Raw genomic sequence first — 14,317 nt, 5'->3', positions numbered from 1 at the left:
GTCCTCATCTCGATAACTTCGTCATAGTACAAACGTGTCTTTCGTCTGTCCGGCTTTATTCATATCGATGTCAGCCAATTCTTTGGGTACGTAGTTTTCGTAATGCTTGGCGAGCAAGCTATCGGCCACGAACACGCGGGCAGGTCCAAGTCGACGGTCTGCAACGACGCCTGAGCTTTCGACAAAAAGGTCAGGGGTTATCCCGCGATACGCGAGCTTCTGGCTGCGTCCTTGGTCTTGAACCGTGAAGGTTATCGACTCCCCATCTCCGCCAGGCACAATGGATCCTTTTTGAGTCATACCGCCTCGTCTGATGGCTTTTCCCAGAGCAACATTAGCAGATGCCAAGGTTGTCGGGGTATAAAAATAGGACGCATCTTCGCGCAAGGCTGATGCGGCGATCAGGCCAGCACCAACCAGCGCGACTTCCGCAACGACGGTCAATACTAAACGCTGACGTGTAGCCTTCATGACCGCTCCCGAAGTTCATCAGCCGTTTAGTCGGTGTGAGAAATGCCCCCGGATGCATGCAGCAAGCGTAAACAAAAGTCCCGGCCAGAGTAATGCTGGGATAAACGGCTTTGCGATACGAAAGAAACGTGCAGGATTGGCGAGAATGCATAACTAACGTGAGTCACTAGCACTCCAACAGCATTACGCAAATGGATTCGGTTTGAATGGACTTGTAACAGTTTTGCGCCGGTCACTTATGTCATTATGCCACCTTTGCTTCGAACGCCAGCGGGCTGATGCCACCCAGATACGAGTGGCGGCGACGGGTGTTGTAGAACCCGTTGATGTATTGGAAGACTGCTGCCTCTGCCTGCCTTCGTGTTGACCATTTCTGACGCCAGATCAGCTCCGCCTTCAGCGATTTGAAGAACGTCTCAACGGATGCATTGTCGTAACAATTACCTTTGCCGCTCATCGATGGCCGCAGGCCGTAGGCCTGCAATTTCTTTTGATAATCATACGCACAGTATTGGCTGCCGCGATCAGAATGGAAGATGCAGCCTTCGGCGGGTTGCCGCAGGTTTACCGCCATATCCAGCGCCCTGATTGCCAGATCCTTGTTGGCTACGCCGCCCTTCGGGTCATTCTGTCGCTGACCGCCCAGCCAACGACACGGCGGCTGTGTAGATCAAGAACAACAGCGAGGTAGAGCCAACCCTCGGCAGTCCATATGTAGGTAATGTCGCCTGCCCATTTTTGGTTAGGAGCAGCGGCAACAAAATCGCCGTCCAGCCAGTTCGCAGCGATGCCAAGACGATGATTACTGTTGGTGGTGACCTTATGCTTGCGGGTGCGAACCGGGCTTGGCTTTATGATCCCCCGGATCATAAGTTACCTGCGCTCCCGTTGATCCGCATTAAACGGCCAACACGGCGCTCGCCTACAACGAGCCCTACCTCGTTACCGCCCTACGGGCGTTGCCTTCGGCCCAACTCCATAGTCATGCGAGGACGGCCATAGCTGCCGAGACTGAGGCCATATTGTTCACGGATGTGGGCCAGCACTTTCATGTCACCGCGTGACCGTCGGCTTGTCGGCCGTGCGTGCCAGGACCGGTAACCGCGCGTCGATACCTGCATCACGCGGCAAAGCATCTCCACTGGCCAGACATGCCGCCAGTTGTGCACGAATGCGAACCTCACTTGCCGAGGCTCGCGAAGAACTGGGTAGCCTTTTTTAGTATCTCCCTCTCCTCCTTGAGGATACGGTTCTCTAAGCGCAGGCGTTCATTCTCGCGGGCTAAATCCGCTTGCGGCGCTGATACCAGATCGGTTGGCCGATACTGCGATATCCACTTGCCCAGCGTCGACAATCCAACGCCCAGGTCAGCAGCAACACGCCGCCGTGACAATCCGCTGGTCAAAGCAATCCGGACGGCCTCTTGTTTGAAATCTTCTGTATGCTTCATCATCTCTTCGGTCTCCTTGTATGAGTGTTTAACTCTCAAGTGACCGGCACGAAACCGTTACAAGTCCATAGTTAACAGGGGGCTGCAATAAGCCAGTTGCAGAATACCCGAACTAGATGGGCTTCAATGCCGCCAAGCGACCGTAACAATAGTTCCACCTACTACAATAACGTAGATATTTCGGTATTTCTCATACCGGCGGACGTCTGCTCCCAGAAGCTTACAGACTTTGCGCCAGGAGCGATTATCAAACGAATAGCTCTCCGCACCTTTCCCAGCAGAGGAAGCTTTTCCATAATCCAAAACCAAATCAATGGCGAATTCAGGAATGCAGCGCTGCTTCGAACGACATAATGAATGATATGTATAAATATTTTTATTTGAAAAATATTCATGTGATTTTTTAAAAATAATTGAATTATTTAAATAGGTCGCACTACAAGTGTCAAAAGAGCGAGCCATATGAACTCTCCTGTCCGGATTATATTAAAAATGTTTGGGATTATCGTGCAGTGCAACACTGCATCGATGGGACGATATTAACCAGACGACGTCTTAATGTCAAGGTTTGGCCAATTTTATCAAAAATATCACCATATGTCCGATTCAGTATTTCGGAAGCATTCAATCTATAAGGTTCCAGATCGATAGGGGTGGTGGGATGAGCTGCTACCTTAATCGATTAAGGTAACAGAATTGCAGCGGTCAAGATTGGCTACTTCAGTTGGAAGATTGGTGCAGGTAACCAGTGGGCTTATGCAATGATAAGGCTTCAAGCATTGCAATCGAGCGCTTGCTTACCCGGGTAAGCAAACTGGTGCAGGTGATGCAAGTTATCCTAAAATTTTAGGATAATCATCCCGAAGTCACCATAAACATATGTAAAATAGATATAATATTTATGACACCACATCCCAATGCACAATTGGGAGGCCCTGAATGACCACATCAAATCTGTGCCATTGGTGCTGACGGGGAACAATGGCCCAACCGGTCAAGAACTAACAACGTCCGCTTTCAGCAGGTATCCGGCAGAGCTTCGAAAGCTCGCGATGTGCGCCAGCTGAATTGCTGCTCTGATAATGGCGAACGCAAATTCTTGGTGTGCTTGGTTGCGCAGAACAGCCCAAACCTTTTCATACAAGACCGTCTAATATATGATACCATGATGGATCATATATTACTCACTGAATTGCGTGCAGCGCGCCGGTCATGTGGCCAGTCTCAGGCATCACTTGCCGCAAAGCTCGGCGTTAAGCCGCAGATGATCAAACGGTTGGAGGCTGGCGTCGGGTCAGTCCCCATGCTGGTGGAAGCAATGGCAGCGCTGGACTTCCAGTTGATTGGTATGGGTCCGGGAGGGACCCTAAGCGAGCAACTGCGAGGCTGCCGTCAAAAAAAGGGGCTTTCTTTGGAAACGGTGGCAAAACGAACCGGGCTCTCGCGGGCGACCATTGCTAGCCTCGAGTGCGGACGTGGCTCTGTCCGCAGCTTGCTGTGTCTATTGACCGTGATTGCCCCAAAGGCAGGTAGGCGCGCGCCGGAACGGGCCTATTGGGGTGCGGGCGACAAATTTGACCGGGACAGCCGGTTTACGCCACCGGACTTTATGGAACACATCTATGCTGCCTTTGGCGAGATCGACCTGGACCCTTGCGCCCATCTTTTAAGTCCGGTCATTGCGCGCCGACGCATTATACTTAGTGAAGGGGGCGACGGCCTGGTTGATGACTGGTCGGGGCGACTGGCGTTCATGAACCCGCCATTTTCGGCATTGCTCATTTGGTTGAAGCGAGCGTTTGCCCAATGGCAAGCTGGCAATGTCCAGACGGTAGTCTGCCTTGTGCCAGTCCGCTCAGATTCCGCCTGGTTCCACGAAACGCTAAGCCCCGTTGCTGATATCTATCTGCTACAGGGGCGCGTCCGATTTCTTGATAGTGAGGGGAAGGGGCAGCCGACACCATTCTCGCTCATGCTGCTGACATTGGGCGCATCGACAGAGCAAAGAATGCGCTTTGCGTCGCTCGTCCCCGGATTTTGGATGACGCGGGCGCCGGATGTGGCTGTCTCGTCGTTGACGGCGTGATTGCCGCAGGCAGCCCAGGTGCATGATCACATTGCATCAGTTTTGATCCTGCATTCGCAGCATCACCGCTGAACGCATTATTGGAAAACGCGCACAACGCGCATGCACACGCCACAACCAGTGCAGAACACAAAAAACAAAAGAGAAGGCAGTAAAAAAGATTTCCGGTTTGAGATCCGGAAGGAGTTGGAAAAATTGGCATGTCGCTAATGCTCCAGCCGGGTCTTGATAAGGAGACCATAATGCATTTCAGATCAACCTATACAAAAGCACCGAGCCGCGTTGCCTCGCTCGATATCGAGACGCTGGCACCGCCAGCGCTAGATGATAAATTTCCGCAATGGCCAACGCACCGGCCCATTGTGGCAAGCGTGCTAACGGCCGATCAGGCGGCCTATGGCGAGTGGACGTTCGGACTTGAAAGCATCACATTTGATGACGAGCGAGCCGCTATCATGCGCATCGATGAACTGCTTGCTGGACGGCGCTGCGTAACATTCAATGGGAAAGGGTTTGATTTGCCTGTGCTGACCATGACAGCCATGCGCGCATCGGTCTTTGATTGTGACAACCTGACCAATGCATGGGTAGCAAACCGTAATAGCGGATCGCACATTGACGTTGCAGATTTGATTACCAACTTTGGATCGGCACCTCGAACAAGCCTTGAGATGCTGTGTGAAAGTGCCGGGATCCCGGTGAAGAGCAACGGAAGTGGCGGCGACGTCGCTGACATGCTGCACGACGAAGGCATAGAAGCGGTCATGCGGTATTGCGAAGAAGATGTCACCTCGACGCTTGCGCTGTTTGCACTCGTGCAGGGTCTGCGCAGCAACGATCCTGCTTATGCCTCCAGCCTCATCGGCGACCTTGCCACCTGGATATCTAATAGCGGTCTTGCGCATTTAAACTCTTTTAGCTGCCTGTCGTGGAATACAGAGCGAGCACGCCTTCGCCTTCTGCACCGGGTGGATGAGGGTATTCGCGCACTGGAAGACCGTGCGACCACGGCATATTTCACCGAGAAGACGCTCGCCTTTTAAACTCCTAAGTTGAGCCGCCGGGCTTAACTGTAAACACCAATCAACAAGAACTGCTTCCCGCCGCCAGCGACCATGACTGGCGAGTGATTTTCTACGCTTACAAAAAGGATAAATTCTATGTCTGAATACCCTGCCAAAATGGCAATAATTGTCCCCAATTTCGTCATTGCCGATGCTAACGCTTGCGCAACCCATATGCCTTATTTCGTCTATATCGACGCCTTTGCGGTGTTGAAGGTCGAACGTCAGGGCAGAGGTTTCCGGTTTAGTGAAGCCCGGCACGTCAGTGATTTGCAAGTCCAGACCGACAGCGTCGGGGTGCTGGACGCGCTCACCAGCCATCTTGACCCTGACGACAGCTTAGCAGGTTACCGGCTCGACCGCATCGTTGCGGCGCTCGTTAGGGTCCCGGATGGCGAGCCCCGCGATGAAAGTGCCAAGCCGTCTTTGCTGCGGCTGCGGGCCGCTTTGGCAAATGATGTCAGAGACGCCGAATGGTATGACCGTGTTGGCTCTCATAGCTTGGAGCAGTTGGCGAGCGACTATGCCCTTCCGGCAGACTGGCACGACCTTAACCGTCAGTTGAATCCGTGCGTTCTGGAACGCGCGCTGTCGGCAAAGGCGCAGAGCGTCTGGCTCTTGATTGCCCATGAGTGGCTTAGTGCTGAGGACCTTAGGCGGGCCATGGCTGACTATGACCATTGGCGCACGCTTAGTTCGATTGTCTGAACATCACCACAACCAAAGGAGGCGCTAGCCGAGCAATAACTCTCAATACATCACTACTCCATATTTTCACAATCACACCCACGAAAGCCCGCCATTGGCGGGCTTTCGTGTATCTATCCAAGGAATACAATCTTATGAGTATCTACAACACCGCCGCCAACGATGGCGACACCACATTTGGCCAAGACGCCATCGCCTTTACCCGGCAAAAATCTCTCGAGCGGCTGACGCCTCAGACCTTCTGCATATTCGATTTTGAATATGCATATGACCTGCGCAGCTACGTTGCCTACCGCCAGACTGAAGATCCAGACGGCAAGTTTAAATGCAAGTGGCCCTATCATCATGTGGTCGCCGGAGCCTGGGCGTTGATCACTTACCCTCCTGGAGCCAGTCAGCCTCTTGTTCACAATGTGAGCGTGCTTGATGCGCGCACACATGATGAGGTGGAAATGGTCAAAGCGTTCTTCGGCCTGCTCGACCGCCATCCCGGTGCGGTGCCAGTAGGTTGGGGAACCGAGTGCAAAGAAATGCCGACATTGCGGCGAACAGCTGCAACGCATGGGCTGGTCCTGCCCAAAATGCTTCGCGACAGCCACCCGCACAGCCGTGACCGCATCGATCTGTCTAACGTTCTTCGTGGCCAAGGGCATTATGTCCACATGCCGGAATATGCGCATGCTGTTGGTATTCCAGCTAAGCCCATGGCTTCGAAAGCAATCGGCAAGGCTGTTGAGCATGGCCAATGGGACGACGTGCGCGAGCAGGTATTGGCTGATGTGTTCACGACAGCCATCATTGCCAATCGGCACTTGATCTCGGTCGCACGGGTCAGCAGTGATGTTCACGCGAGCGATGCCACGATTTTCGCAGAGCTTGCGGCCGCCTGTCCGTGGAGTAAGTGGCTAAACTTGCGAAGCCGCGGGTGGGACCTGCACCGTCGGCGGCAAGCGAGAGCGGCGGAGAGGCTTGCGGCATAACCGCCATCAGACGGGCCGTTAACAAGCAAACGGGCGGGATCAATTGAATGGTCCCGCCCTTGTGCCGGCAATCCGACTCGATGTTCTTTGCAACGTCAGGAAGGCGAACGTCGCTTCGAAAGTCAAAGCAGGAGGTTTTCCCGTTTTGCGCGCTCTACGGCCCGCACCATCACGTCCCAGTCTATAAAACTTACGTCCAAATCCCCAAATACCGAAGCTAACTCTTCGGCGGGCAATCCAGAGCCATAAAGTCCACCGTGGCTGTGGCCAATCATTTGCCTAGCAATTTCTCTTGGTATTTTTAATGCCCGATCAGAGAAGGCATGCCGCGTGGAATACCATACGTAGCGTTTGTCAGTTGTAACGTGACGATCAATATATCTGTTGACCTTCTGGCTTAACGCGCCCGTCATCATTTTACGCTTACCCTTGCGTTCAAGGTCGAAAAGTGTCGTGGCACCTAAAGCGCGGCGGCGTGCAACATAATCGTTGAAACCTAATCTGATAAGCTGCGGGTGAACGATGATACAGCGGATGGAATCGTCCGACTTGACGGTCTGGCCTTCGCCTTCATCCGTAATTTGAATGAACGTAAACGGATTTTTATGATCATCAAGGCCGGTGCCGATATCCGCAAGATTGACTTGACCTATTTCTTCAAGCCGACACCCGTTTGTCGCTCCGAAAAGAAATACCCAATACATTGGATCTTGCACAATCATCAGACCCGGATCGTGGCGCTTCGCACCAGAAGAACCACCACATCCAGTGAAGACTGCTGAAGCAAACAGAGTTGCAATTTGGTTCTTTGTAAATGGCTTGCGCCGAACGGATTGACCTCGTCGACTCTTTGTGAAGCCTGGAATTTTTATATTTTGCGCTGGGTTAGTGCTCATCCAACCTTCGCCGATGGCAATACCGAAGACAGCTGATAGAATGCCAACTTCTTTTTTTACACTTGTGGCATGTAGACGTTCGTAGATCTTATCGGTCGGGCTTAGTCCCTGCTTCTTTTGGTCCACAGCCTCTTTCTTTAAGGCGTCAGCGATGACATCTGCCAGCTTTTCCCCGGATGACAAAAGCTTCTTAACATCAATACCTTTTGGGATATCTAAAAGGTTATTCCGGTAATCGCGAACGACATTCGGTGTAATAGACGACAGAAGCAAGTCGCCGTATAAATCGGTAAAGCGAAGCTGACAGCGTCTCGCCTCAACCTTTGCGCTTTCTCCGGGTGTTGCCATCTTCTCCCACAACGCAAATGCTTCAGATAGGTGCTTATCCATGACTGTCGCAGAACTGATCGAATGGGTCGCAACAGTTGGATTAGCCGATTGGGTACCCGCGTTATCCAGTTGTGGAGTGGCTATCTCGTTTAAGCTGCCAAGGTAACCCATTGAGCGCAATAGCTTCTCATTCCACCGCGGCGAGCGATAATCGATTAATCGCGTGCCCATCTCCCGTGCTACGAGTGCAAACATCGCGCCGTTAGGATGGATTGTGACTTTTGCAGCGTCTTCCGTCATTGCAACCGGAAAGGCGAACCAATCCCACCGCTCCTTTGCGAGAGCATATGCTATAACCTCGCGAAATGCTGAACCGAACAACTCGGAATCCTTGGAAGCTATCCGCAGGCGCCCAATCAGCATAGCTCGATCTGCCTCTGGTATCAGTTCCAATTCGCTCAGTTCGTCGTTTTCTGGGTGATCGTCCCCGATTGCATAGCCCACAATTTCTTGGGCATCATTCTCTGCTAGCGATCGTCTGCCCCACGACGAAACGATTGCGTCGGATATAACGCGCAACATGATGAGCACGGCTCTATCAGCGTATTCAACTCCTTTGGCTCTTAAACTTTCAAAAAAAGCCTCGCTGTATTCGATCGCAAGCTTACCTGAGTCAACAATGCGTTCGTTCCGCAAGCGAGCAAACTCGGCAGCCCATTTAGCGCTAAGAGCAGTTATTTTTGCAGTGGCCTCGGCGTGGCTGACATTTCCCAGCGAAAGCCTGATCTCACTTTTGCCAACAACACCTCGCAAGTCGGCCGGAACGACTTGGCGAAACCAAGGATTTTTACTTTTATGATGCTTAAAGGGTTTCATGACTCGATATCGCATTATGGACCACCATTTTGTATCACCTGGCGGCTAACAAGTCCACGTATTGCGTTATTTCGGCAGATGACCTACAATTAATATGTAGGTGGTGACCCCTACGGGAATCGAACCCGTGTTTCAGCCGTGAAAGGGCCGCGTCCTAACCGCTAGACGAAGGGGCCAATCGCTTGGCGAGCCGCGCCTTTACGGATTCGTTCTGCCCCCGTCAAGGCCAAGTTGGCGCAAATTCAGTCGGCAAAGGCAATGTCGTCGACATGCAACTCGGCTTTTGGCGTTGCGCCCCAGTCATCGGTCTTGGCGCGGCCTGCAAACCAATAGCGGCGACCGCGATCGGCGTGGAGCATGGTCTGACCAAGAACGGTCTCGCCCTGCCGAAATGCCATGGCTTTGAACGACTGGCCATCATCGCCCGCAACAATCGCGCGGACATGGTCCTTGCCGACAATATCGCATTTGATGATTCGCAATGGCCCTGTGACTACCCGCGGCCCGGGCCAGCCCATGCCATAAGGTCCAGCGGACTCCATGGCGTCGACAAAAATGGGGTTCAGGCCGCGCGGCGCGACTATGGCGTCGATCAGCAACGCCTTGGCCCCCGATGCGTTGGCGACATCTGTTGCCAGTCGTGCGTCGAGCCAATCGGCCAAGGCATCAATTTTATCGCGCGCGACGGTCAGGCCGGCTGCCATGGCATGGCCACCGCCTGCGACCAGCAATCCAGACTCGCGTGCCGAAATGATTGCCGCGCCCAGGTCAACACCCGCGATGGACCGGCCCGATCCTTTGCCGACGCCATTTTCGTCGACGGCAATGACGATGGATGGCTTGCCGGTTTTTTCTTTGATGCGGCCAGCGACAATACCAATGACACCCGGATGCCAGCCTTCGCCCGATAACAACGCCACTGCGCGGTTATGTTGTCCGGCCAACATGGCCTCGGCCTGTTCCTGCACCACAGATTCAATCGCGCGGCGTTCTTCATTCAGGCGGTCAAGCTCCATCGCGATGTCTTGTGCTTCGATGGGGTCTTCGGTGATCAGCAAGCGCACGCCAAGGTCAGATTTGCCGACGCGGCCGCCGGCGTTGATACGTGGGCCCAAGGCAAAGCCAAGGTCGGAGCATATCGGTGCGCGGGTCAGGCGGCTCGCCTGAATGAGCGCAGACAGACCTATGTTGCGGCGCGCGGCCATGACCTTCAGCCCTTGTGCAACGAACGCGCGGTTCAGCCCGCGCAGCTGCGCCACATCGGCCACGGTGCCCAAGGCCACGATATCGAGTAGCTCCATGATTTTGGGTTCGGGCCGGGCGGCGAAATAACCACGGGTGCGCAGCGTGCGGATCAACGCCGCCCCCAAAAGGAACGCCACGCCAACCGCCGCCAGATGCCCGTGGGACGCCGCCGCGTCGGTTTCGTCCAGTCGGTTGGGGTTGACCAAGGCAAAGGCCTCAGGAAGCTCTGTGGCGCATTTATGATGGTCGACAACGATGACCTCGAGCCCAGCGGCCTTGGCTTGCGACAAGGCGTCATAGGCCATGGCTCCGCAATCAACGGTGACGATCAAGCGGCTGCCGCCATCGCCAATACGGACCAAGGCTTCGCCAGAGGGGCCATAGCCCTCCATCAAGCGGTCCGGGATATAATAGCCTGCGTCCAGCCCCAAATTGCGCAGCAAGCGGATGAGCAAAGCTGCGCTGGTCGCGCCATCGACGTCGTAATCGCCATAGACGGTGATCTGCTCCCCATCCTCAACTGCCTGTGCCAGTCGAAGTGCCGCATTTTCCATATCCTGAAAGATCGCCGGGTCGGGCATGAAGTTGCGGATGGTCGGGTTGCGGTGCCGCTCGATATCGTCGCGCGGGACACCGCGCGCCATGAGCAACTGGGTTACAAGATCGTCAGGCTGAAAATCTGGGTCGCGGCCATCGGTGCCGCTGCCCCGCCAATGCCAGGCTTGTTCAAGGATGGAGTGATGTATGTCGAGGACTGGCTTCATCATACTTCCCTATGGCGCGCTGCTGGTGCTAGCAAGGGGGGATGAAGCAACTGGCAATAATCTGGCACAGCATGACCGGCGGGTCGAAGGCTCTGGCGCAGGCGGCCCATGACGGCGCGGTGCGGGTGCAAAGCGTGCATGTGCTGATGCTGAACGCAGCAGAGGCCGACCCTGAACATATGTTGGCGGCGGATGGCTATCTGTTCATCTTTCCTGAAAATCTGGCGGCGATCAGCGGGGGCATGAAAAGCTTTTTCGACCGATGCTATTATCCGTGCCTTGGCGCATTGAACGGGCGGCCTTATGCGATGATCGTTTGCGCTGGCTCGGATGGACGCAATGCGGTTGCGCAGGCCGAGCGGATCGCGACGGGCTGGCGGCTGCGACAAATACTGCCAACGGTGATTGTGTGCACGCATGCGCAGACACAAGCGGCGATATTGGCGGCCAAAACTATTGATGGTGCGCAGCTATCAGCGGCAGCGGAAATTGGCGGGCAGATCGCGACGGGTCTGCACATGGGTATTTACTGAATATCAGCCGATATTGGCGGCTTTCCGATGCTCGCTCTTGACCCAGCGGACGGTACCCGATGAGGCGCGCATCACCACACTTTCGGTGGTCACGCGGCCATCACGAAGGGTCTTTACGCCCTCAAGCAAGGAACCATGCGTAACGCCCGTAGCGGCAAAGATACAGTCGCCTTTGGCCAGTTCTTCAAGATCATAGATTTTGTCGAGATCCTCGATACCCCATTTGCGGGCGCGCAGCCGCTCATCGTCATTGCGGAACAGCAAGCGGCCCTTGAACTGGCCACCGACGCAACGCAAAGCAGCGGCTGCCAGCACGCCCTCTGGCGCGCCGCCGCTACCCATATAGATGTCAACGGTCGTGTCGGGGTTCGTGGTTGCTATCACACCGGCGACGTCGCCATCGGGGATAAGCATAACGCCGCAGCCAATTTCGCGCAGTTCGCCGATCATCTTTTCATGGCGGGGACGGTCAAGCACGCACACAATCAGCTCATGCGGCGGCACGCCTTTTTCGGCGGCAACAGCAGCAACATTTTCAGCCACCGATTTGTCGAGATTGACGATGTTGGGTGAATAGCCGGGGCCAACTGCGATCTTGTCCATGTAGACATCGGGCGCGTTGAGTAAATTGCCTTCTTCGGCCACGGCCAGAACGGCCAGTGCGTTCGGGCCGGCCTTTGCGGTGATGGTAGTGCCCTCCAACGGATCTAGCGCGATGTCGATTTTGGGACCAGTGCCAATCGCCGATCCGACCTTTTCACCAATGAACAGCATCGGCGCTTCGTCCCGCTCGCCTTCACCGATGACCACCGTTCCATCCATATATAATTCGTTCAAGGCAGCGCGCATCGCTTCGACGGCGGCGGCATCCGCTGCCTTCTCATCGCCGCGACCAATAAGCTTCGCCGCTGCGATGGCTGCAGCTTCCGTCACCCGCACCATTTCCAAAACAAGGACGCGGTCGAGGATTTGGCTTGCTGCAGTCATTGTTTTTTCCTAGTCATTTGAAATATCGGGTTTCTGGGGAAAGAAATTTCGGCATCTGGGGCGTTAACGTCGGCACTGCGGTTCCGATAGGGAAGGCGTGGCTAAATGTCGAGATTACTTGTCGCCGCCATGGCACTTTCTGCTTCCGTCGTTTCTGCGCAGCCATTGAGCGATGACGAAATTGCGAAACAGATCGAAAAAGCCCGGCGGATAATTGCGGTCGATGAAGATGGCTGCGTTAAATATCCTGCAACCGACGAAATTGTCGTGTGCGGCGAAAATCCCGACAACAAAAGCCAGCGCATGTTTACGGATCGAGGTCCTCCTGATGAAAACCGTATCCGCCCGGGCGAGGCGGTCTCGCAACTGCGCGCGGCCTGCTGCTCGCCAATCCCTAAAATTCCGCCATTTTGGACATCTTCGTTCGGCTATGTTCCGCCGCCGGCAATCCCCTTGGAAGAAGTGCTCAAAGGGCTGCCTGAACCGGATATGATTGTCACCGACGGCGAGAACGCACCGCCCTGATCATTCGCCCAAAATGTGCATCACCATCGGCTCGCCAAGCAAGCTATCGGATGTTGAAAGCGCATTTATGGTGTCGTTGATGGCTTGCTCCGGCCCGGCATGTGTAACCATGGCAATCAATGCCGAACCATCGTCACCTGCCTCGGTTTGGATGAGGCTTTCAATCGACAGCCCCGCATCGCGCATCGCTGCGGTGATTTCCGCGAGCACACCGACCCGGTCGGCCACCAACATGCGCAAATAAGTTTTGCTGATCCGGTGCGCCGAGGCTGCGCGCGGCAGCTTTTCAAGTTCAGCCGACGGCATAGAGAATGCAGGGCCGGTTTCCTTGCGCGCAATATCGACCAAATCGGCGACGACCGCTGACGCTGTTGGCTTGTCGCCTGCGCCTGCGCCTTGGAACAGCAGGCGGCCCGAGAAATTGCCCTCGGCGACGACGGCGTTGGTTGCGCCTGTGACAACTGCGAGCGGGTGGCTCAGCGGCACGAGGCACGGCTCAACGCGCTGAAAAATAGTCGACGATCCATTGTCGCCGTCAATTTCAGCAAGGCCAATCAGCCGGATACGATAGCCCAAGGTTTTGGCCTGCGCGATGTCCGCCGCCAAGATTTTACGCACACCGCGCGCCTCAACTCCGCCAAAGTCGATGACAGAGCCAAAGCTTAAGGAAGCAAGAATCGAAAGCTTATGTGCCGCATCGATCCCGTCAATGTCGAACGACGGATCGGCTTCGGCAAAGCCCTTTGCCTGCGCATCGGAAAGAACCTGCGCAAAATCCAGCCCGTCGCGTTCCATAGTGGACAGGATGAAATTGCATGTGCCATTGAGAATGCCATAGACTCGGTCAATGCGGTTGGCGGCGGCACCATCGCGCAGACCTTGAATGACAGGAATACCTCCGGCAACAGCCGCTTCAAATTTGAGCGCGGCCTGCTTGCTCTCCGCCAAAGCCGCAAGCTCGAAACCATGATGCGCGATCATCGCCTTGTTGGCGGTCACCAAAGCGCGCCCGTTGGACAAAGTCTCGCGAGCCAAGGTCAGGGCGGGACCATCGGATCCTCCGACGAGTTCAACCACAACGTCAACATCGTCCGCCGTAGCAAGCTGCCCCATGTCGTCGACCCAGCGATAAGGCGACAGATCAACGCCGCGATTTTTCGTCCGGTCACGCGCCGTAATAGCCACAATCTTGATCTCGCGGCCGGCTCTGCGCGCAATAAGCGCTGCATTTTCCTGAATCAGGCGAATGACACCACTGCCCACGGTTCCAAGTCCAGCGAGGCCCACTTTAAGGGGTGCATGACGAACGGGTGTGGACATGGCTAAATGACTTTCTGCCTTGAATCTGGAGCATTTATGCCGCGCTTAAGTGGAAATTGATGGAAACGCTAGCCCAAGCTTG

12 protein-coding genes, 1 tRNA gene and 1 pseudogene are annotated in these 14,317 nt (G+C 54.8%); 6 read left to right on the top strand and 8 right to left on the bottom strand.

From position 1 onward, the window contains the following. Positions 1–21 precede the first annotated feature (21 nt). The 3 genes and pseudogenes from HEQ18_RS08965 to HEQ18_RS08955 form a co-directional block, all read right to left on the bottom strand. Positions 22–471 carry a cytochrome c maturation protein CcmE gene (locus tag HEQ18_RS08965; RefSeq protein WP_432814438.1) on the bottom strand — a complete coding sequence of 150 codons (450 nt, stop codon included), beginning with the start codon at positions 469–471 and terminating at the stop codon, positions 22–24. Between the two features lie 244 nt (positions 472–715). Further along, positions 716–1,924, bottom strand: a pseudogene (locus HEQ18_RS08960) (IS3 family transposase). A gap of 120 nt (positions 1,925–2,044) precedes the next feature. Beyond that, positions 2,045–2,383: a hypothetical protein gene (locus HEQ18_RS08955; protein WP_432814437.1), complete on the bottom strand. Its 339-nt coding sequence runs from the start codon at positions 2,381–2,383 to the stop codon at positions 2,045–2,047. A gap of 703 nt (positions 2,384–3,086) precedes the next feature. Here HEQ18_RS08955 and HEQ18_RS08950 point away from each other — a divergent pair. From HEQ18_RS08950 to HEQ18_RS08935, 4 genes are all read left to right on the top strand, one after another. Next, on the top strand, positions 3,087–4,007 hold the full coding sequence (locus HEQ18_RS08950) for a DNA N-6-adenine-methyltransferase (RefSeq protein WP_432814436.1): 921 nt from the start codon (positions 3,087–3,089) through the stop codon (positions 4,005–4,007). A gap of 242 nt (positions 4,008–4,249) precedes the next feature. Then, positions 4,250–5,050 (top strand): hypothetical protein, encoded by an 801-nt coding sequence (locus HEQ18_RS08945; protein ID WP_432814435.1) that lies wholly within the window; start codon positions 4,250–4,252, stop codon positions 5,048–5,050. Between the two features lie 117 nt (positions 5,051–5,167). Further along, positions 5,168–5,779, top strand: coding sequence for a hypothetical protein (locus tag HEQ18_RS08940; protein ID WP_432814434.1), 612 nt, complete (start codon positions 5,168–5,170; stop codon positions 5,777–5,779). Between the two features lie 107 nt (positions 5,780–5,886). Then, a complete protein-coding gene (locus HEQ18_RS08935) occupies positions 5,887–6,759 on the top strand; it encodes a hypothetical protein (protein ID WP_432814433.1) in 873 nt (290 codons plus the stop codon). Positions 6,760–6,881: 122 nt separating this feature from the next. Here HEQ18_RS08935 and HEQ18_RS08930 read toward each other — a convergent pair whose 3' ends face one another. The 3 genes from HEQ18_RS08930 to recJ all read right to left on the bottom strand — a co-directional run bounded on the left by HEQ18_RS08930 (position 6,882) and on the right by recJ (position 10,870). Beyond that, positions 6,882–8,861 (bottom strand): DUF6538 domain-containing protein, encoded by a 1,980-nt coding sequence (locus tag HEQ18_RS08930; RefSeq protein WP_432814432.1) that lies wholly within the window; start codon positions 8,859–8,861, stop codon positions 6,882–6,884. Positions 8,862–8,962: 101 nt separating this feature from the next. Next, a tRNA-Glu gene (locus HEQ18_RS08925) sits at positions 8,963–9,037 on the bottom strand. Positions 9,038–9,103: 66 nt separating this feature from the next. Next, complete coding sequence (gene recJ, locus HEQ18_RS08920; protein WP_432815982.1) at positions 9,104–10,870, bottom strand: single-stranded-DNA-specific exonuclease RecJ; 1,767 nt, start codon at positions 10,868–10,870, stop codon at positions 9,104–9,106. Positions 10,871–10,911: 41 nt separating this feature from the next. On the opposite strand from recJ, the gene HEQ18_RS08915 reads away from it, so the two are divergent. Further along, positions 10,912–11,403: a flavodoxin family protein gene (locus HEQ18_RS08915; RefSeq protein WP_432814431.1), complete on the top strand. Its 492-nt coding sequence runs from the start codon at positions 10,912–10,914 to the stop codon at positions 11,401–11,403. Positions 11,404–11,406: 3 nt separating this feature from the next. Here the strand turns inward: HEQ18_RS08915 and glpX are convergent, their stop codons facing one another. Next, the gene (gene glpX / locus HEQ18_RS08910; protein WP_432814430.1) at positions 11,407–12,390 is read right to left on the bottom strand and encodes a class II fructose-bisphosphatase; all 984 of its coding nucleotides are present in this window, start codon (positions 12,388–12,390) and stop codon (positions 11,407–11,409) included. A 105-nt stretch (positions 12,391–12,495) separates the two neighbouring features. Here glpX and HEQ18_RS08905 point away from each other — a divergent pair, with 105 nt between their 5' ends. Further along, positions 12,496–12,915: a hypothetical protein gene (locus HEQ18_RS08905; RefSeq protein WP_432814429.1), complete on the top strand. Its 420-nt coding sequence runs from the start codon at positions 12,496–12,498 to the stop codon at positions 12,913–12,915. Here the strand turns inward: HEQ18_RS08905 and HEQ18_RS08900 are convergent, their stop codons facing one another. Beyond that, entirely contained in the window at positions 12,916–14,235 is a 1,320-nt protein-coding gene (locus HEQ18_RS08900) for a homoserine dehydrogenase (protein ID WP_432814428.1), read from the bottom strand. Between the last annotated feature and the right edge of the window lie 82 nt (positions 14,236–14,317).

The organism is Sphingorhabdus sp., from assembly GCF_050921905.1.
GTDB lineage: Bacteria > Pseudomonadota > Alphaproteobacteria > Sphingomonadales > Sphingomonadaceae > Sphingorhabdus_B.
This window is presented reverse-complemented; position numbering and strand designations above follow the sequence as displayed.

Excerpts from the sequence above, each read along its gene's own strand:
- HEQ18_RS08965 (WP_432814438.1), bottom strand. The coding sequence starts at position 471 with ATGAAGGCTACACGTCAGCGTTTAGTATTGACCGTCGTTGCGGAAGTC.
- HEQ18_RS08955 (WP_432814437.1), bottom strand. The coding sequence starts at position 2,383 with ATGGCTCGCTCTTTTGACACTTGTAGTGCGACCTATTTAAATAATTCA.
- HEQ18_RS08950 (WP_432814436.1), top strand. The coding sequence starts at position 3,087 with ATGATGGATCATATATTACTCACTGAATTGCGTGCAGCGCGCCGGTCA.
- HEQ18_RS08945 (WP_432814435.1), top strand. The coding sequence starts at position 4,250 with ATGCATTTCAGATCAACCTATACAAAAGCACCGAGCCGCGTTGCCTCG.
- HEQ18_RS08940 (WP_432814434.1), top strand. The coding sequence starts at position 5,168 with ATGTCTGAATACCCTGCCAAAATGGCAATAATTGTCCCCAATTTCGTC.
- HEQ18_RS08930 (WP_432814432.1), bottom strand. The coding sequence starts at position 8,861 with ATGAAACCCTTTAAGCATCATAAAAGTAAAAATCCTTGGTTTCGCCAA.
- recJ (WP_432815982.1), bottom strand. The coding sequence starts at position 10,870 with ATGAAGCCAGTCCTCGACATACATCACTCCATCCTTGAACAAGCCTGG.
- HEQ18_RS08915 (WP_432814431.1), top strand. The coding sequence starts at position 10,912 with ATGAAGCAACTGGCAATAATCTGGCACAGCATGACCGGCGGGTCGAAG.
- glpX (WP_432814430.1), bottom strand. The coding sequence starts at position 12,390 with ATGACTGCAGCAAGCCAAATCCTCGACCGCGTCCTTGTTTTGGAAATG.
- HEQ18_RS08905 (WP_432814429.1), top strand. The coding sequence starts at position 12,496 with ATGTCGAGATTACTTGTCGCCGCCATGGCACTTTCTGCTTCCGTCGTT.
- HEQ18_RS08900 (WP_432814428.1), bottom strand. The coding sequence starts at position 14,235 with ATGTCCACACCCGTTCGTCATGCACCCCTTAAAGTGGGCCTCGCTGGA.